Here is a 17715-nt window from a genome sequence, read left to right on the forward strand (position 1 = left end):
CGGGTGGCGATGTCCGGGACGCGGCCTGCGGTGCCGCGCTGTCAGCCCTCGTTCTGGCCGGCCGCGTCAGCCCTTGCTCTTGCCGGCGGCCGTCTGCGCGGCGTCGAGAGCTGCCTCGGGGCTCTTGCCACCGGACAGGGCCGCCTGTACGGCCGTCCACATCGGCTGCGAGATGGTGGGGTACTTCGTGCCGAGACCACCGCTGGTACGGCCACGCGCGGCGGCCACGGCCTCCACCCACGGCTTGAGCTTCGGGTTCGCCTCGACCTGCTGGGCCTGGACCGCCGCGGTGGGCGCGACGTACGTCAGGGCGGTGTCGCTGGCCAGCAGGCTCTCCGAGCTGGTCAGACAGGTGACGATCTTCTTGCTGACGTCGTAGCGCGCGGTGTCCTGCTGCACGGGTACGGTGACGAACTCGCCGCCGGTCGGCACCGGCGCCGAACCGCCGTTCCGCCCGGGGATGCTGACGACCCCGTACGGGAATCCGGCCTTCTCGGCGTTGGCGAGCTGCCAGGTGCCGTTCTCGCCGAAGGCGTAGTCGCCGGTGGCGAACTCCTGCCAGCTGGTGGTCTGGGTGTTGTTCAGGACGTCCTTGGGCGCGAGCCCCTCGTCGACCCACTGCTTCCACAGCGACAGCGCGGCCGCGCTCTTCGGCGAGTCGAGGTGGGTGAGGTCGCCGCCCGCGCCCCAGAACCACGGCAGGAACTGGAAGCTGCCCTCCTCCGTGCCGATCGCCGAGAAGGTGATGCCCTTCTTCCCGGCCGACTTGACCTTCTTCAGGGCGGCCGTGAGCGACGCCCAGTCCTTGATGGAGGCCGGGTCGACGTGGGCGGCGGTCAGGATCTTCTTGTTGTAGTAGAGGGCGAGCGTGTTCGCGCCGATCGGTACACCGTAGGAGGCGCCGTCGATGGTGCCCGCGCCGATGATGTTCTTCTGGATCGCGGACGTGTCCAGACCGAGGTCGTTCGTCTTGTTGAGGATCCCCGCCTCGACCAGTGTGGAGACGACCGGGTTGTCCACGAGCATCACGTCGGGCGCGTTGCCCTGCTGGGCGGCCAGCAGCGCCTTGTTGCCCAGGTCGGTGGTGTCGTAGCCGGTGCGCTTGATCTTGACGCCCGCCGAGGTACCGCACTGGGCGACGCGTTTGCCCCAGTTCGAGGAGGCGTCGAACTGCGGGTACGGGTCCCAGAAGGTGTACGTCGCCGACTTGCCGGTGGAGTCGGAGGAACCCGAACCGCCGCCCCCGCAGGCCGTGACGGAGGCGAGGGTGCCGACGGCGACACAGGCGGCGAGGAGAGTTCTGCGGGTGTTTCGCATTGCGGTGACCTCGTTGTCATGAGTGGTCGTGCGGGGTGACGGGGTGACGGGGTGACGGGGTGACGCGGTGACGCGGTGACGCGGTGACGGCGTGACGGGTGTGCGCGGATGCAGGGAGGAGGGAGAGGGCCGTGGAGGTCGGCCGGCGTCAGGAGGTGGGCAGCCAGACGCGCATGCTGCCGTCCTGCCGGTTGGCCCAGGCGTAGTAGGGGATCGCGGTGAGCTCGACGGACTCGCCCGAGGGTGCGACGGCCGGGCCCGCGTCGGCGGACCGGTAGGGCCACCAGCCGGTGTCCGGGACCGCGCGGCGACGGCCCGTGGCGACGACGGTGGTGACACCGCCGAGCAGATCGGGCCGCTGCCGCACGGCGAGCGGCCGCGCGGTGTCGATGACGACGTCGTCCAGACCGCCCCCGGGATGGTCCACCTGCTCCAGGCAGTACACGAGCGGGCCCCGCTCGATGGCCACACAGCCGCGGACCGCGTCGACCCGCGGGTCGGCCGCGGTGAGGCGGGGCTCCAGGCCGAGTTCGACGACCACCTGGTCGCCCGGCGCCCAGGTGCGCTCCAGGCGCAGCCAGCCGTCGGTGACGGGGGCGTCGGTCTGGTCGTACGTCCGGTCGCCGCATCGCACGCGGTACTCGTGGCACCACTGCGGGATGCGCAGGGACAGCGTCCAGGGCCGCTCCCACGGAGTCTCCTCGATGGTCAGGGACACCGCGCCGTGCCAGGGGTAGTCGGTCTCGGCGGACACGGTGACGGGCGTGCCGTCGAGGTCACCGCGGTAGCGGCCGGTGACGTACTGATGGATCTGCAGGCCCTGCCCCTCGGCGTCGGTCGAGGACAGGTAGTGCTGGAGTCCGGCCAGCAGCCGCATCACGTTCGGGGGGCAGCAGGCGCAGCGGAACCAGCGGGTACGGCGGGCCGACTGGTCGCCACCGGGGTCCGTGTGACCGTCACGGACCTGGAGCGGATTGACGTACAGCCAGCTTTCGCCGTCCAGCGAGACACCGGCGAGGAATCCGTTGTAGAGGGTGCGCTCGATCAGGTCGCTGTAGCGGGCCTCGCCGGTGAGCAGAGCCATGCGCCAGCTCCACTGGATCGAGGCGATGGCGGCGCAGGTCTCGCAGTAGGCGCGTTCGTTGGGCAGCTCGAACGGGTCACCGAAGTCCTCCTCGTCGTGGTGCGCCCCGAGACCACCGGTCAGATGGGTCTTGGCCGTGGTCATCGCCCGCCACAACCGCTCGGCGGCGGAGCGCAGTTCGGCGTCGCCCGTCTCGGTGGCCACGTCCGTCGCACCGGCCAGCAGATACAACTGGCGCACGGCGTGCCCCTCGACGGTGACCGCCTCGCGCAACGGCACGCGGTCCTGGCAGTACGCCTCGCCGCCGAGCAGGCCGTGGCCGTATCGGTCGACGAAGTAGCCGGCGAGATCCAGATAGCGTCGCTCGCCGGTCTCCCGGTACAGCTCGACCAGGGCGGTCTCCACCTCCGGATGGCCGTCGACGCCGTCGATCGGCCTGCCGCTGCCGGGAAGGCCGAAGACGGAGTCGAGGTGGTCGGCGAACCGTCGTGCCACGACGAGGAGTTCGTCGCGACCGGTCGCACGGTGATGGGCCACCGCCGCCTGGATCAGATGGCCCGCGCAGTACAACTCGTGTCCCCAGCGCAGGTCCTGGTAGCGCTCACCGTTCTTGCGGACCTGGAACCAGGTGTTGAGGTAGCCGTCGGACTGCTGGGCGTCGGCGACCAGGGCGATGATCCGCTCGACTTCGGCGGCGAGTTCACGCGGGCCGGGGCTGTTCTCCTCGCCGTCGGCCGGCGGCCCGCTGCGGGCGAGCTGCCAGGAGGCGGCTTCCAGCCACTTGTAGACGTCGGTGTCGACGAAGGGGTATCCGCCCTGGAACTCGCCCTGGGCCGTGCCGGCCGCCAGGCGCAGGTTGTGCAGGTTTCCCGCGGACTCCAGGAGAGCGGGGCCCTGCGGGATCGAGGTGTGCGCGTTGACCTCGCGGCGGGCGTGCCAGAAGCCGGTACGCACCTCCGCGGCTGCGGGGCGCAGCGCGGCGGGGGCGTCCGGGCCGAGCCGGACCGGGCCCACGGGGGCAGCGCCCTGTTCGGTGGAAGCCGAGACGTCGGTGGGGGAGGGCAGGGCGGAGTCTGTGCGGGGCATGGTTCTCCGAGAGAGGGGTGGAGGCGGGAGGGGCCGGGCTGCGGGGCAGGGCGCGACGGCCCCCGTGCTCAAGAGGCGGGAGGTTCTCGGAACTCGTTTGAGCAACCGTTTTTCCTGCCGAGAAGTAGAGGGCAGCGGGGTAGTCGGGTCAAGAGTCGCGGCAAGAGATTTTCCTGTTGCCCAGTGGCTGGCACTCACCCCCGGGAGGCTGCGACGATGGTCGGGTCATTGCCGCCCAGGAAAAGGTTTGCTCGTGACCGTTGCTCCAGGTTCCCGCTCCGCCGGCCCGGCGAAGCTCGCCGACGTCGCCGCCCTCGCGGGCGTCAGTGTGGGTACGGCGTCGAAGGCGCTGAACGGCGGCGGGCGGATGCGTCCCGAAACCCGTCAGCGGGTCCTTGACGCCGTCGACGCACTCGGGTTCCGGCCCAACCAGCACGCGCAGAGCCTGCACACCGGGCGGAGCTGGACCGTCGGGCTGATGACGACCGACGGCATCGGCCGCTTCAGCACTCCCGTACTGCTCGGCGCCGAGGACGCGCTCGGAGCCGGCAAGATCTCCGTCCTGCTGTGCGACACCCGCGGCGACGCGATCCGGGAACAGCACCACCTGCGCAACCTGATGGACCGCCGGGTGGACGGCATCATCGTCACCGGCCGCCGTACGGACCCCCGTCCGCCCCTGGACGGCATCGAGGCCGTCCCCATCGTCTACGCGCTCTCACCGTCGACCGACCCGGCCGACACCTCCGTGGTCTCCGACGACCGGGGCGGGGCCGTGCTGGCCGTCGAGCACCTGCTGGCCGCGGGCCGCACGCGCATCGCTCACATCACCGGCCCGGAACACCACGCGGCCGCCCGCGACCGGGCCCGGCACGCGGTCGAGCATCTGGGGCGGGCCTCCCTCGGACTCTCGACGGGACGGGTGCACCACGGGGAGTGGAGCGAGGCGTGGGGGCGCCGCGCCGCCGACGCGGTCCTGCGTACGGCACCGGACACGGACGGCTTCTTCTGCGGCAACGACCAGATCGCCCGGGGCGTGGCGGACGCGCTGCGCGAGCGGGGCGTCGACGTGCCCGGTGACATCGCGGTCGTCGGCTACGACAACTGGGACACCATGGCCCTGGCCAGCAGGCCGCCCCTCACGACGATCGACATGGACCTCACCGAGATCGGCCGGATCGCCGCCCTGCGACTCCTCGAGGCCATCGACGCCGACCCGGCACCGGGGGTGCACACCGTCCCGTGCCGACTGATCGTCCGCGAGTCCAGCTGAAGCGATCCGAATTCCAGGCGATCCGAATTCCAGGGTGTTGGGGGGACGGTGGAGGAACCGGAGTTCAGCGTCGTGCTGACCGGGATCGGCGGCCGGAGGATGGACGTCGTCCAGGCGGTTCGGTCGATCACCGGTCTGAGCGCGTGGCGGAGCGCGCGGCTGCTGGAATCCATCCCGGTCGTGGTCGTCGAGGACACATGGTTCGGGGCGGCCGTGGACGCTGTGGGACGTCTGACGGCGGTCGGCGCCGACGCGAGCCTGCTGTGCGGGTGGTGCGAGCGCGCGACAGTCCCCGGGACGGGGCCGGTGGACTCGGGACCGTGCGCGTCCCCCTTTTGGTCTTCGGCGGACTGCCCGGCCGGCCGTCCCAGGCGCTGACCGGGCCCGAAACGCGGGCTGGTGTTGATTCAGGTGTCCAGGAGTCGGGCCGCGCGAGGCAGGCACACCCGTGGGCTCGCCGCGTCGGCGGTATCTCCCAGGGGCCGCGGCGCGGGTGAGACCCCCCCGGCGGGGGAGAGCCGCGGGCGAGGTGTTCGCTCTTCGCCACCGAGCGGGGTACCCCCCCACGAGACGGCCGCCGCCGGCGTCGCCGCTGCTCTCGGCGGCGACGCCGCACATCTCCGCCGCCATCCCGTTCCCGTGACCCGATCCCGCAGTCGGCCGGGCGCAGCCGTCAGTCGCTTGCGTCGGATCAGTGACTGCTGCCCTGATCGCCACCCTCGGCGTGACCGAGCGGTCTCCCGAACGTCGCGTTCCAGCGTCCGGCACGACCGCTGAACTCGGTGACGGTCAGCGGCGGTACGTCGATCCGCCAGAACGCCGACTCCGGTGCCCCGAGTGCCCGAACGGCCGCGGCTCGTACGATTTCCGGCTCCACCACGGCGACGGTCCGGCCGGAGAACCGCGCGACCTCGTCCAGCCAGGCCGCGACCCGCTCGCACAACTGGTGCACCGACTCCCCACCGTGCGGTGCGGCGGTCGGGTCAGCCAGCCAGAGGGCGACGGCTTCCGGAGCGTCGGCGCTGACGTCGGCCAGCGTACGGCCGCGCCAACCACCCACGTCGAGCCCGGCCGGCGCGCTCTCGACAGTGCCGTCGAACCCCAACGCCGACGCGGTCTCCCGGCATCGCGCAGTGGGGGATACGAGTACCCGCTGTGCTGCCGGAAGGGAGCCCGCGGCCGATCGCGCACGCGCGGCGCCGGTGGCGTCCAGCGGGCATCCGTCGTCGAAGCGCGCCTCCCGCAGCGCCGCACTGATCGCGGGGGAGATCATCATCACGCGGCTCGTCATTCGCCCACCCTCATGTCCGACTTCCCGGTCCGCCCGGGCCGGTGGGACTCCGGACCACCGGGTGTGTCGTGGAGCGCGGCGAGGTGCTCCAGCAGCAGGCCTTCGCGGGTGGACCACGGGCATACCTCGACCGCCTTCGCCTCGCAGGCCTCCATGAGGGCCTCGGCGACCAGGGCTCCGGCCAGGGACTGCTCGGCGCGGTGCCGGGAGATGCCGGGGAGCTTGGCGCGGCGCGCCGGATTCGCGGCGGCCAGTACCGGGACGGAGGCATGCAACTGGGACAGGGCCAGCTTCCGTTGCGAGCGGTGTGCCTTGCCTCGGGCGGCGGCGAGCCGGGCGAGCTGCTCGAAGGTCTTGGAGCAGGCCAGCACGCGGGTACCCGGTTCCGCCCGCGGCAGATCGGGGACGGCTTCCAGCTTTCGACGCAGATACCGACGGATCTCGGTGAGCCCCTGTTTGGACGGGGCGATGCCGCCGGGCAGCCAGTCGCGGGTGATTCTGCGGGCGCCCAGGGGCAGGGAGTGGACGCTGTGCGGCTGGTCTCCGGTACCCGAGGCGATCTCCACGGTGCCGCCGCCGACGTCCAGGATCAGCAGCCGGCCGGCCGACGGGCCGACCCACTGGCGGGCGGCCACGTAGGCGAGCCGCGCCTCCTCTTCGCCGTCCAGCACGCTCAGGTGGGTGCCGGTTCTGCGCGCCACGCGCCTGATGACGTCGTCGCGGTTGGGTGCGTCCCGGATGACGGAGGTGGCGAACGCGAACATGTCGGTGCCGCGTAGTCGGGGGTCGGAGGCGATCGCCTGGGCGACGGCGCGCTCGACGCTCTCCACCCCGGCGTCGTCGAGTCGGCCCTTGCGGTCGAGCGTCTCGTGCAGTCGCAGCCGCACCTTGTGGGAGAACACCGGTTCCATCACATGGCCCGGCCGCGATCGCACCACCGTGAGCAGAGCGCTGTGGCACCCGACGTCGAGTACACCGGCCTGCCGCATCCCATCGCCTCCCCTGGTCTCGTTTCCCCCATGTCGGAACGGATCGACTGCGTCTCCCCGTCGTCCGACGGCCCCGTCACCGACGCGCCGGGACTTCCGGTCCACTGTGTGCACGTTCCCTCACCAACCGTGAACCCTACGTCCCGCTCGAATGAGACGGAGCCACGATCCACGCGAAGCCGGAGGGGAGGACCGACGGCCTCACGTCTCCTGCCGGGCGTCGATCTCGCTGATCAGGTTCTCGACACGGGCCTTGATCTCGTCCCGGATGGGGCGCACGGACTCCACACCCTTGCCTGCCGGGTCCTCCAGGGCCCAGTCGAGGTACCTCTTGCCGGGGAAGACCGGGCAGGCGTCGCCGCAGCCCATGGTGATCACGTAGTCGGACGCCCGGACGGCCTCGGTGGTGAGGAGCTTCGGCTGCCGGCCCGCGATGTCGACGCCGACCTCGCGCATGGCCTCGACCGCGGCCGGGTTGACCTGCTCGCCCGGCATCGAGCCCGCCGAGCGGACCTCGATCCGGTCGCCCGCGAGATGCGAAAGGAAGCCGGCCGCCATCTGTGAACGCCCGGCGTTGTGCACACAGACGAACAGCACGGAGGCGAGCGGAGTGGCAGACATCGGTACTTCTTTCGCGGTCAACGGGTCGTGCGGGGGTGAGTGTCGGCCCGGAGTGCGCGAACCCTGATCGGTGTCGGCCGGAACTCGTATCAGCCTCGGGTGATGTGACAGTATCAGTCCATGCTGACGTCAGCCGATGCTGATCTGATGCGGGTCCTGGCCGACCCGCTCAGGCTCCGGATCGTGACCCTCCTCGCGCGGGAGACGCTCTGCACCACGCACCTGATCGCGGAGACGGGTGCCAAGCAGACCAACCTCTCCAACCACCTGAAGGTGCTGCGCGAGTCCGGAATCGTGGAGACGGAGCCGTGCGGCCGGTTCGTCTACTACCGGCTCAGACCCGATGCCCTCGCCGCCCTCGCCGGTCGATTCGCCGACTTCGCCGAAACCGCGCGCACCACCGCCGAGAACAACACCAAGCGGTCCTGCCCCTGACCTGCCGTCAGTGTCTTTCCCCCGGTTCTCTTCCCCGGTTGCGGGGCGCTGAACGGACATGGGGTCAGGCCGCCCGGGACGCGCCGGCCAGCGCCTGGGAGTCGACGGCGTCCTCGCCGTACAGGTCCTGCACCCAGTTGGTCTGGTAGATGGTCTCCAGGTATCGCTCACCCAGATCCGGGGCGATGGCCACCGCGGTCAACTCCCGCCCCTCGTGCCGGGCCAGCCACTCCATCGCGCCGCTGACCACCGTGCCGGTGGACCCGCCGAACAGAAACCCGCGCCCGGCCAGCCGGTGACAGGCCCGGATGGTGTCGGTCTCCGCCACGCGCACGACATCGTCCACATAGGACTCGTCCAGCATCGGCGGCCGTCTGCTGGCGCCCAGGCCGGGAATCATCCGCCGACCGGCGTCGCCCCCGAACGTCACGGAGCCCACGCTGTCCACGGCCACGATGCGCACCGGGCGGTGCCATGCGCGGAAGTAGCGCGCGCAGCCCATCAGGGTCCCGGTGGTGCCGGCCCCGACGAACAGGACGTCCAGGTCCGGGAACTGCCGGGCGATGGCCGGTGCGGTCTTGCGGTAGTGGGCCATGCCGTTATTGGGGTTGGTGTACTGGTTGAGCCACACATAGCGGTCCTCGGAGGCGCACAGCGCGCGGACGTGGTCGATGCGCGCGCCGAGGAAGCCGCTGACGGGGTCGGGTTCGGTGATGACGTGGACCTGGCCTCCCAGGGCCTCCATCATCAGCCGGGTCGCCAGATTGCAGCGGGCGTCGGTCACGCACAGGAACTGGTAGCCCTTGGCGGCAGCGATCATGCTCAGGGCCACGCCCAGGTTGCCCGAGGACGACTCGACCAGAACCGAGTCCGGCGTCAGCAGGCCGTCGCGTTCGGCGGCCTCGACCATTTCGGTGGCGGCCTTGAGTTTGATCGAACCGGCGAAATTGAAGCCCTCGCACTTGAGGAACAGCGGGTGCCCGAAGATTCCCTCAAGGTCGACGAAGAGATCGTCCTCGTTGAAGTCCTGGGGGACGGATATGACGGGCATGGTCGTCTCCTTCACTGCGGGGGTGGGATTGTCTTCCGGTCTTCCTGCCGCTGATCCGTCCGGGTGCGGCCCGGAGAGGAATTCGGAGCGGCGAGTCGCGAGTCGCCGGAACGACTCCAGTACGCCCGAATCCGGACGCCCTGTCATGCCACCGAAATTCGGGACTTGACACGCGCTCTCTTCGTGAAAGAACGGCTGTGACCTGGCCTGTCGGGGCCGTTCAGCGCAATTCCCGGGCGATTTTCCCGCGGAGCGAGCGGGTCCCTGTGAGGCGTGGTCGTAAGCCTGCGCGACGCGCACGGAAAGCAGCGGATCGCGGGGCGGTGACAGGCAAAATGGCCGGGCTATCAAGACCCATGTGCTTCGTCAAGCCCCGAAATGCAGGGGCAGGACACGAAGCCCCCGGCCGGGCCTACTGGAGAGGCGCGGACATCGCGAATCCGTCCGTACCGACCGACGCTGAATGACACGTCATCGAGGAGCTCACGTGCTAGAGAAATCCGTGGAGGTCTTGACGGCCGAACCGGCCGCCATCCCACCCCTCCAGGACGGCGGGGACGCCGGTTCGGCGACCGACACCGAAAGGCTTCTGGCCGACGTGCTGGCCGGCGTCGTGCGCGTCGAGCAGGTGCCGGTCGACAGCCACTTCTTCAACGACCTGGGTGCCGATTCCCTGGTGATGGCCCAGTTCTGCGCTCGGGTCAGGAAGCGGGGGGACATGCCGGCGGTGTCGATGAAGGACATCTACCGTCACCCCACCATCCGGAGCCTGGCCACCGCGCTCGTCGACGCCGTTCCCACCCCCGCGCCCACCGCCGCCCCCGTTCCGTCCCCGTCCGCGGAGGCGCCGTCACCGGTGCGGACACCGACCGACGTACGGGCATCGGCCGAGGGGACGGCGCGGGCCGAGGCACGGGCGGCGGCTCGTACACGCCGCTACATCGTCTGTGGAGTGCTGCAGTTCCTGATCTTCCTGGGCTATTCCTGCCTTGTCGCCCTGGCCGCCGAGGAAGGTCATCAGTGGATCTCCGCGGGATCGGGCCTGTTCGACCTCTACCTGCGGTCTGTCCTGCTCGGCGGCGCGGGCTTCCTCGGCCTGTGCGCCTTCCCGATCGTGGTGAAGTGGACGCTCGTCGGCCGCTGGCGGTCCGGGGAGTTCCCCCTGTGGGGCATGGCCTACCTGCGTTTCTGGGTCGTCAAGACGCTGATCCGCACCAGCCCCGTGCGTCTGTTCGCCGGTTCACCGCTCTACGTGCTCTACCTCAGGGCGCTCGGGGCACGGATCGGCAAGGGCGTCACGATCCTCTCCCACACCATCCCGGTCTGCACCGACCTGCTCACCGTCGGTGAGGGCACGATCATCCGCAAGGACGTGCTGCTGTCCTGCTACCGCGCCCACTCCGGCGTGATCCAGACCGGCCCGGTCACCCTCGGCAGCGACGTGCTCGTCAGCGAGCACACGGTCCTCGACATCGAGACCTCGATGGGCGACGGCGCCCAGCTGGGCCACGCCTCCTCCCTGCACACCGGCCAGGTGGTGCCCGCCGGCGAACGCCGACACGGTTCCCCCGCGCAGCCGACCGAGGTGGACTACCGGAGGGTCGCCCCCGCCGACTGCCCCACCGCCAAAAGGACCGCGTACGGCGTCGTACAGCTGCTGAGCCTGCTGACGGTGTACCTGCCGCTGGCGCTGGGCGGCGTGACCGCCCTGCTCACGGGTCTCCCGCAGCTTCAGACGCTCCTGAACCCGCAGCCGATGACCAGCCCGGCGTTCTACGTCGATGCCCTCATCGCCTCCGTGGTCCTCCTCTTCGGATCCCTGCTCGCCGGCCTCCTCGTCGTGGTCACCGTGCCGCGTCTTCTGAGCCGGGCCGTCGAACCCGGCAAGGTCTATCCGCTGTACGGCTTCCACTACGGCATTCAGCGGGCGATCGCCGTGATGACCAACAGGAAGTCCCTCACCACGCTCTTCGGCGACAGTTCCGGCATCGTCCACTATCTGCGCTACCTCGGATACGACCTGTCCCGCGTCCAGCAGACCGGGTCGAACTTCGGCACCGAAGTGCAGCACGAGAATCCGTACCTGAGCTCGGTCGGCACCGGCACCATGATCGCCGACGGACTGTCCATCATGAACGCCGACTTCTCCAGCACGTCCTTCCGCGTGTCCCGCACGTCGATCGGACCGCACAACTTCCTCGGAAACCGCATCGCCTACCCCGCGCACGGCAGGACCGGAGACAACTGCCTGCTCGCGACGAAGGTCATGGTCCCCATCGACGGACCCGTGCGCGAAGGCGTGGGCCTGCTGGGCTCACCCAGCTTCGAGATCCCGCGCACGGTGATGCGCGACAACCGGTTCAACCACCTCGAGACCGGCGACGAACTGCGTCGCCGCCTGTCCGCAAAGAACAGGCACAATGCGGCGACCGCCGGCCTGTACCTGCTCGCCCGGCTGATCCACTTGTTCGTGATCACCCTCATCACCATGGTCGCGGTCGACCTCTACCCCTCGTTCGGCGCACCGGCGATCGCACTGGCCAGTGTCCTCACCCTCATGTACACCGTCGTCCACTTCGCGCTCGTCGAGCGGGCCTCCACCGGATTCAAGCCCCAGAAGCCGCTGTACTGCTCGATCTACGAACCCTCCTTCTGGCGCCACGAACGCTTCTGGAAGATGGCCTCGGTCCACTACATCCAGGCCTTCGACGGCACCCCGTTCAAGAACGTGATCTGGCGGCTGCTGGGGGCCCGGATCGGCAAGCGGGTCTTCGACGACGGCTGCTTCTTCCCGGAGCGCACCCTCGTCACCATCGGCGACGACAGCACGCTGAACGCGGGGACCGTGGTCCAGTGCCACTCGCAGGAGGACGGCGCCTTCAAGTCCGACCGCAGCGCCCTCGGCAACGGCTGCACCCTCGGGGTCGGCTCCTTCGTCCACTACGGCGTGACGATCGCGGACGGCGCCGCGCTGGCCCCCGACTCCTTCCTGATGAAGGGCGAGGAAATCCCCTCGCACGCCCAGTGGGGAGGCAACCCTGCCCGGGAGATGCCGGACCACAAGACCCAGGTCGAGGCCGGTAAGGAACCCCACGCCACCCAGGCCGCCCCGGCTCGCGGTCTCTGACACCGCGCACCGCCGACAAGCAGAGGAAAGATCCGATGACAACACATGTGAGTCCCAGTCGGACCGGCCGCGAATACTGGCGCGGCGTACTGACAGCCGGCGGCTTCACCCCCGCCCCACGATGGACCCTTCAGCCGGTGCCCGGCGTGGGGGAGTACGAGACACAGGTCCCCGACGACACCGTGACCGGGCTGCGCCGACTGTCGGCGGAGCTGGCGCTACCTCTGCCCTCGCTCCTGCTGACCGCGCACGCCAAGGTGCTCGCGGCCCTGTCCGGAGAGCGGGAGATCACCACCGGATACGTCGCCCGGGGCGGCAGCCCGCTGCTGTGCCGGCTCACCACCGCACCCGTCTCCTGGCGCGAGCTGCTGCACCACACCCACCAGGTCGCCACCGGACTGGCGGCACACCAGGACGTCCCGGCCGAGGACATCGAGGCTCTGAAGAGCGAACTGGGCCTGACCGGGCCGCTGTTCGAGACCGTCCTCGACCTCACCGAGGCCGACTTCGATCTCACCGAGACCGACTTCAACCCTACCGAGACCGTCCTCGGTCCCGTCGCGATCGACGGAGCCCTCACCGAGGACACCGCACTGCGGGTGGGGGTCCGTCACCACGACGGGCGGCTCGTACTGTGGCTGCGCTACCGCACCGACGCGCTCGACGCGGACGGCGCCGCCCGTATCGCCGGCTACCACCTGACCGCGCTCGCGCTGATCACCGCCGACCCCGATGCCGAGCACACACACCAGAGCCTGCTGTCCGCCGAGGAGTTGCGGTTCCAGCTCGACCGACTGGCCGGACCGGACCGGGAACTGCCCGATGCGCGGATGCACGAGCTGTTCGAGGACCGGGTGCGGACGCATCCGGACGCCGTCGCCGCCGTGCACGCCGACCGGCAGTGGACGTACGCGGAGCTCAACGCCCGGGCCAACCGGCTCGCCCGCGCCCTGGTAGCCCGCGGGCTCGCCCGCGAAGACGTCGTCGCGGTGGTGACCGAACGCAATCTGGACTGGCTGGCCGCCGTCATCGCGGTCTTCAAGGCCGGAGGCGCCTACCTCCCCATCGAGCCGCACTTCCCGGCCGCACGCATCGCCGCCACCCTCTCCCGCGCCGCATGCACGCTGGTGCTGACCGAACCCGGCAGCACCACCACCCTCGACCGGGCCCTCGAATCCCTTCCCGGAACCGAGCGGCTCCTCGTCGACACGGCCTACGCGGAAGACCACCCCGAAGGTGATCTCGGCATCCCGGTCACGCCCGACCAGCTCGCCTACATCTACTTCACCTCCGGCTCCACCGGTGAGCCCAAGGGCGCGATGTGCGAGCACGCGGGCATGCTCAACCACCTCTACGCCAAGATCGACGACCTCCAGGTCGGCGAGGGACACGTGGTCGCCCAGACCGCGCCCCAGTGCTTCGACATCTCCCTGTGGCAGTTGGTCTGCGCACTGCTGGTCGGCGGGCGGACCCTGCTGGTCGCACAGGACGTCATCCTCGACGTACCCCGCTTCCTCGACACCCTCACCGACGGCGAGGCCACCGTCCTCCAGGTCGTGCCCTCCTACCTCGAAGCCGTCCTGACGGAGCTCGAACAACGCCCCCGCCCGCTGCCCGACCTGCGGTACGTGTCGGTCACCGGCGAGGCACTGAAGAAGGAACTCGCCGAGCGCTGGTTCGCCGTCCAGCCCGGAATCAAGCTGGTCAACGCCTACGGGCTCACCGAGACCTCGGACGACACCAACCACGAGGTCATGGACCGGGCGCCGGAGCGCATCCTGCTCGGCCGCGCGGTCAACAACGTACGCGTCTACGTCGTCGACGAGCACCTCACCCCGGTGCCGCTCGGCGCCCCGGGCGTGATCGCGTTCTCCGGCGTCTGCGTCGGCCGCGGCTACGTCAACGACCCCGAACTCACCCGGGCCTCCTACCTGGTCGATCCGCACCGCGCAGGCACACGGCTCTACCTCGGCGGCGACCACGGCCGCTGGCACCCTTCGGGAAAGCTGGAGTTCCTCGGCCGCCGCGACGCCCAGGTCAAGATCCGCGGCTTCCGGATCGAGATCGGCGAGATCGAGAACACCCTGCTCCATCTCCCCGGTGTCCGCGACGGCGCGGTGGTGACGGTCGAACGCGCCGACCGGAGCAAGCACCTGGTCGCCTTCTACTCCGGCCCGAAGCCCCTGGACACCGGGACCCTCACCGACCGGCTCGCCGAGTCACTGCCCGAGTACATGGTCCCGTCGGCCTTCCACTGGCGCGAAAGCCTGCCGCTGACCGCCAACAGCAAGATCGACAAGAAGGCCCTGGCGGCACTCGCCGAAGAACCCGCCACCACCGACGACGAGCACCAGCCACCGGCCACACCGACCGAGCAGCGCCTGGCGGCCGCCTGGGCGAAGGTCCTCGGCGTCCCGCAGGACCGGATCGGACGCCGCGACCACTTCTTCGACCGCGGCGGCAGCTCCCTTTCGGCGGTGAAGCTCGCCATCGCCCTGGACCGCGCGGTGTCCCTCAAGGACGTCACCGCACACCCGGTCCTCACCGACCTCGCCGCTCTGGTCGACCACGGACCCCAACGCCACGCGACCCGCCACTGACCTCCGTCCGACCGACATCGAAAGGAACAGCACCATGCCGTACGCGCCCCCGGCGCCCCTCATCGAGGCGAACCTGCACCCCGGGCGTGTACTCCTCCTCGGCGTGCCGCCGAACCAGCCGATGTGCATCCCGCACGAACTGAGCTACACCCTCGGGCCCCCGGCCCATCCGCGAGTACCTCATCGACGTCTACGGCGCCGAAGGACTGCCCTTCAACACCCGTTTCGGAGGGCGCCGGGCCGCATGGCCGCCGACCGGTGAGGTGAGCGCCGTATGACCACCGACCACCGTCCGTTCCACCGCACTGGAGCCCGTCATGTCCCAGCCGCACCTCGTGCCGACCTTCGCAGTGATCTCCGGCGCCCAGGTCCAGCACGCCCTTCAGGACCGGGAGAAGCAGATCGTGGACCTGGTCGAGGCCACGTATCACCTGCACGCCGCCGGAGAGTCGGTCAACCCCCCGTCCTACTTCCTGCGCTTCCCCGACCGACCCACCGCCCGGATCATCGCGCTGCCCGCCTCGATCGGCGGACCGGCGCCCGTGGACGGCATCAAATGGATCTCCAGCTTTCCCGACAACGTCCAAGCCGGCATCCCCAGGGCCTCCGCGGTCCTGATCCTCAACGACCATGACACGGGCTACCCCTTCGCCTGCCTGGAAAGCTCCATCATCAGCGCCACCAGAACCGCCGCGTCGGCGGCGCTGGCCGCCGACCACCTCACCCGCAGCCGGCTGCGCCCCACCCGCATCGGGTTCATCGGCACGGGCCTGATCGCCCGCTACATCCACACCTTCCTGACCGCCCTGGGATGGTCCTTCGAGGAGACCGGCGTTCACGACCTGTCCGTCGACAGCGCCGCCGGTTTCCGCGATCACGTCCGACAGAGCGACGCCGCGGGACAGGTCACCGTGCACGAGAGTGCCGAGGCAGTCATCCGCTCCAGCGACCTCGTCGTCTTCGCCACCATCGCGGGCGAGCCGCACATCGGCGACCCGGCCTGGTTCGACCACAACCCCCTGGTCCTGCATGTGTCCCTGCGGGACCTCGCACCCGAGATCATCCTCGCCTCGGCGAACATCGTCGACGACGTCGACCACTGCCTCAAGGCCGACACGTCCCCCCATCTGGCCGAGCAGCTCACCGGCAACCGCGACTTCCTGCACGGAACACTCGCCGACGTCATGACCGGCCGAGTGACACCACCCACCGACCGGCCCCTGGTGTTCTCACCCTTCGGACTCGGTGTGCTCGATCTCGCCGTCGGCACATACGTCTACAAGGAGACAGCCCGTTCCGGGCACCTTCACGTCATCGAGGACTTCTTCCACGACCTGAGCCGACACGGCTGACCGGCGGAGCTCGTTTCACATGGAGCGAGGCACGCGTTCCCGCCCACGAGAGGTGTGCTCTCAGGGAGCGACGAGATCGGCCCACCGAGTGATTCCGCCGGAGTGGACACGTATGCCGTGCCGAGTCGCCAGCGCGTGGACGATCTCCTGGCCCCGGCCGTGCTCGTCCGGATCTATTCCGGGGGGCGACTGTCCGGCAGGAAGCGCGGATCCCGCGTCGGTGACCTCGACGCGCAGCGTGCTGAGCCCCTCGGCCCGCACCCAGGACAGCCGCAGCTCCGCCGGGGGCAGGGCGTGGACGATCGCGTTGGTGAGCAGCTCCGAGACCACCAGGAGACAGTCCTCGGCGATCTCGCAGGACACGTTCCAGTCGGCGAGGACCGCCTTCACGCGCCGGCGTACGGCCGAGACGACCTCGGCGACGTGGGGGAGCGGACCGACGTGTTCGACCGCCTCCCGAAGCATCGTATTGAGCTGTGCCGCCATGTCTTCTCCTCCGGTGAGCGCTGTCGGCAGGTCGCCGAGCCTCAGCGCGCGTTGCCGGGCCTGAGTGAACGGTAGGAAGCGAAGTGGGGACGGTCAATGAACGGCGGTCGCCATTACCGAACGCTCACCTTCACCTGGTGGTGCGGCGGTGGCCTGCACGTACAGCGAACCCTCCGTGGCGGTACTAGGCTCGCCTCATGGCCGGCCCAGTCCAGTCGATCGAACGGGCGGCGGCGATCTTGCGTCTGCTCGCTGGTGGGCCCCGTCGACTCGGGCTCGGCGAGGTGGCGGCCTCGCTCGGGCTGGCGAAGGGCACGGCGCACGGCATTCTCCGCACCCTCCAGCACGTGGATTTCGTGGAGCAGGACGCGTCGACCGGAAAGTACCAGCTCGGCGCGGCGCTGCTGCACCTCGGCACCAGCTACCTCGACATCAACGAGCTGCGGTCGCGCTCCATCAACTGGGCCGATGCCCTGGCCGCCCGTAGTGGGGAAGCGGTCCGCCTGGGCACCCCCTTCGAGGGCCAGGTCCTCGTGATCCACCACGTGTTCCGGCCGGACGACACCCTCCAGACCCTGGACGTGGGTTCGCTGCTGCCTCTGCACGCCTCCTCGCTGGGCAAGGTGCTGCTGGCGTACGGGACCGCGTCCCTCGAGTCGGCTTCGGAAGCCGGGCTGGAGGCCTACACCCGGCACACCCTGGTCGTACCGGAGAAAATCACCCGGGCGCTCGCCCAGGTCCGGGAAGTCGGCTGGGCCGCGGAGATCCAGGAAATGAGCATGGGAGAAGCCGCTATCGCCTCGCCGATCCGGGGGCACGGCGGCCTCGTCGTGGGTGCCGTCGGTCTCTCCGGCCCGGTCGAGAGGATCTGCGACAGCCACGGCCGTCCCCGGCCGAACCTGATCACCCTGCTCCGCGAGGCCGCACGGGCGATCTCCAGAGATCTGGGAGCAGCACGCTAGGAGAACCCCGGCTCCTCGACACATCGGAAGGCAGACCGGAT

The 17715-nt window shown here is 70.0% G+C and carries 14 protein-coding genes; 7 read left to right on the forward strand and 7 right to left on the reverse strand.

What is annotated here, in order from left to right:
* Window positions 1-66: 66 nt before the first annotated feature.
* Together AQJ27_RS28710 and AQJ27_RS28715 are read right to left on the reverse strand one after the other, a co-directional pair.
* Window positions 67-1317, reverse strand: coding sequence for a sugar ABC transporter substrate-binding protein (locus AQJ27_RS28710; protein WP_067374908.1), 1251 nt, complete (start codon window positions 1315-1317; stop codon window positions 67-69).
* 148 nt (window positions 1318-1465) lie between these two features.
* Complete coding sequence (locus AQJ27_RS28715; protein ID WP_067374910.1) at window positions 1466-3487, reverse strand: glycoside hydrolase family 127 protein; 2022 nt, start codon at window positions 3485-3487, stop codon at window positions 1466-1468.
* Window positions 3488-3740: 253 nt separating this feature from the next.
* On the opposite strand from AQJ27_RS28715, the gene AQJ27_RS28720 reads away from it, so the two are divergent.
* Both AQJ27_RS28720 and AQJ27_RS28725 read left to right on the forward strand, forming a co-directional pair.
* Entirely contained in the window at window positions 3741-4760 is a 1020-nt protein-coding gene (locus tag AQJ27_RS28720) for a LacI family DNA-binding transcriptional regulator (RefSeq protein ID WP_067375105.1), read from the forward strand.
* A 48-nt stretch (window positions 4761-4808) separates the two neighbouring features.
* On the forward strand, window positions 4809-5138 hold the full coding sequence (locus AQJ27_RS28725; RefSeq protein ID WP_079065320.1) for a ribosomal protein L7/L12: 330 nt from the start codon (window positions 4809-4811) through the stop codon (window positions 5136-5138).
* Window positions 5139-5451: 313 nt separating this feature from the next.
* Here the strand turns inward: AQJ27_RS28725 and AQJ27_RS28730 are convergent, their stop codons facing one another.
* From AQJ27_RS28730 to AQJ27_RS28740, 3 genes are all read right to left on the reverse strand, one after another.
* Window positions 5452-6051 (reverse strand): histidine phosphatase family protein, encoded by a 600-nt coding sequence (locus tag AQJ27_RS28730; RefSeq protein ID WP_067374912.1) that lies wholly within the window; start codon window positions 6049-6051, stop codon window positions 5452-5454.
* Window positions 6048-7040, reverse strand: a complete 993-nt coding sequence (locus tag AQJ27_RS28735) for a Ppx/GppA phosphatase family protein (protein ID WP_067374914.1) — start codon at window positions 7038-7040, stop codon at window positions 6048-6050. Before AQJ27_RS28735 ends, AQJ27_RS28730 begins: the two co-directional genes overlap by 4 nt.
* 201 nt (window positions 7041-7241) lie before the next feature.
* Window positions 7242-7661 (reverse strand): arsenate reductase ArsC, encoded by a 420-nt coding sequence (locus tag AQJ27_RS28740; protein WP_067374916.1) that lies wholly within the window; start codon window positions 7659-7661, stop codon window positions 7242-7244.
* Between the two features lie 120 nt (window positions 7662-7781).
* On the opposite strand from AQJ27_RS28740, the gene AQJ27_RS28745 reads away from it, so the two are divergent.
* Window positions 7782-8096: an ArsR/SmtB family transcription factor gene (locus AQJ27_RS28745; protein WP_067374918.1), complete on the forward strand. Its 315-nt coding sequence runs from the start codon at window positions 7782-7784 to the stop codon at window positions 8094-8096.
* A 64-nt stretch (window positions 8097-8160) separates the two neighbouring features.
* On the opposite strand, the gene sbnA is transcribed toward AQJ27_RS28745, so the two are convergent.
* Window positions 8161-9147 carry a 2,3-diaminopropionate biosynthesis protein SbnA gene (gene sbnA / locus AQJ27_RS28750; protein WP_067375108.1) on the reverse strand — a complete coding sequence of 329 codons (987 nt, stop codon included), beginning with the start codon at window positions 9145-9147 and terminating at the stop codon, window positions 8161-8163.
* A 487-nt stretch (window positions 9148-9634) separates the two neighbouring features.
* On the opposite strand from sbnA, the gene AQJ27_RS28755 reads away from it, so the two are divergent.
* The 3 genes from AQJ27_RS28755 (at window position 9635) to sbnB (ending at window position 16226) form a co-directional block, all read left to right on the forward strand.
* On the forward strand, window positions 9635-12274 hold the full coding sequence (locus tag AQJ27_RS28755; protein ID WP_235613724.1) for a Pls/PosA family non-ribosomal peptide synthetase: 2640 nt from the start codon (window positions 9635-9637) through the stop codon (window positions 12272-12274).
* 35 nt (window positions 12275-12309) lie between these two features.
* Entirely contained in the window at window positions 12310-14874 is a 2565-nt protein-coding gene (locus AQJ27_RS28760) for a non-ribosomal peptide synthetase (RefSeq protein WP_067374920.1), read from the forward strand.
* A 317-nt stretch (window positions 14875-15191) separates the two neighbouring features.
* Window positions 15192-16226, forward strand: a complete 1035-nt coding sequence (sbnB, locus tag AQJ27_RS28765; protein WP_067374922.1) for a 2,3-diaminopropionate biosynthesis protein SbnB — start codon at window positions 15192-15194, stop codon at window positions 16224-16226.
* Window positions 16227-16286: 60 nt separating this feature from the next.
* Here the strand turns inward: sbnB and AQJ27_RS28770 are convergent, their stop codons facing one another.
* Window positions 16287-16712 carry an ATP-binding protein gene (locus tag AQJ27_RS28770; RefSeq protein ID WP_067374924.1) on the reverse strand — a complete coding sequence of 142 codons (426 nt, stop codon included), beginning with the start codon at window positions 16710-16712 and terminating at the stop codon, window positions 16287-16289.
* Between the two features lie 197 nt (window positions 16713-16909).
* On the opposite strand from AQJ27_RS28770, the gene AQJ27_RS28775 reads away from it, so the two are divergent.
* Window positions 16910-17674, forward strand: a complete 765-nt coding sequence (locus tag AQJ27_RS28775; RefSeq protein ID WP_067374926.1) for an IclR family transcriptional regulator — start codon at window positions 16910-16912, stop codon at window positions 17672-17674.
* Window positions 17675-17715: the final 41 nt, after the last annotated feature.

Origin of the sequence: Streptomyces olivochromogenes (assembly GCF_001514115.1) — a bacterium.
Classification (GTDB): domain Bacteria; phylum Actinomycetota; class Actinomycetes; order Streptomycetales; family Streptomycetaceae; genus Streptomyces; species Streptomyces olivochromogenes.

Coding starts and splice junctions, on each gene's coding strand:
- AQJ27_RS28710 (WP_067374908.1), bottom strand. CDS start 1,317: ATGCGAAACACCCGCAGAACTCTCCTCGCCGCCTGTGTCGCCGTCGGC.
- AQJ27_RS28715 (WP_067374910.1), bottom strand. CDS start 3,487: ATGCCCCGCACAGACTCCGCCCTGCCCTCCCCCACCGACGTCTCGGCT.
- AQJ27_RS28730 (WP_067374912.1), bottom strand. CDS start 6,051: ATGACGAGCCGCGTGATGATGATCTCCCCCGCGATCAGTGCGGCGCTG.
- AQJ27_RS28735 (WP_067374914.1), bottom strand. CDS start 7,040: ATGCGGCAGGCCGGTGTACTCGACGTCGGGTGCCACAGCGCTCTGCTC.
- AQJ27_RS28740 (WP_067374916.1), bottom strand. CDS start 7,661: ATGTCTGCCACTCCGCTCGCCTCCGTGCTGTTCGTCTGTGTGCACAAC.
- AQJ27_RS28745 (WP_067374918.1), top strand. CDS start 7,782: ATGCTGACGTCAGCCGATGCTGATCTGATGCGGGTCCTGGCCGACCCG.
- sbnA (WP_067375108.1), bottom strand. CDS start 9,147: ATGCCCGTCATATCCGTCCCCCAGGACTTCAACGAGGACGATCTCTTC.
- AQJ27_RS28760 (WP_067374920.1), top strand. CDS start 12,310: ATGACAACACATGTGAGTCCCAGTCGGACCGGCCGCGAATACTGGCGC.
- sbnB (WP_067374922.1), top strand. CDS start 15,192: ATGTCCCAGCCGCACCTCGTGCCGACCTTCGCAGTGATCTCCGGCGCC.
- AQJ27_RS28770 (WP_067374924.1), bottom strand. CDS start 16,712: ATGGCGGCACAGCTCAATACGATGCTTCGGGAGGCGGTCGAACACGTC.
- AQJ27_RS28775 (WP_067374926.1), top strand. CDS start 16,910: ATGGCCGGCCCAGTCCAGTCGATCGAACGGGCGGCGGCGATCTTGCGT.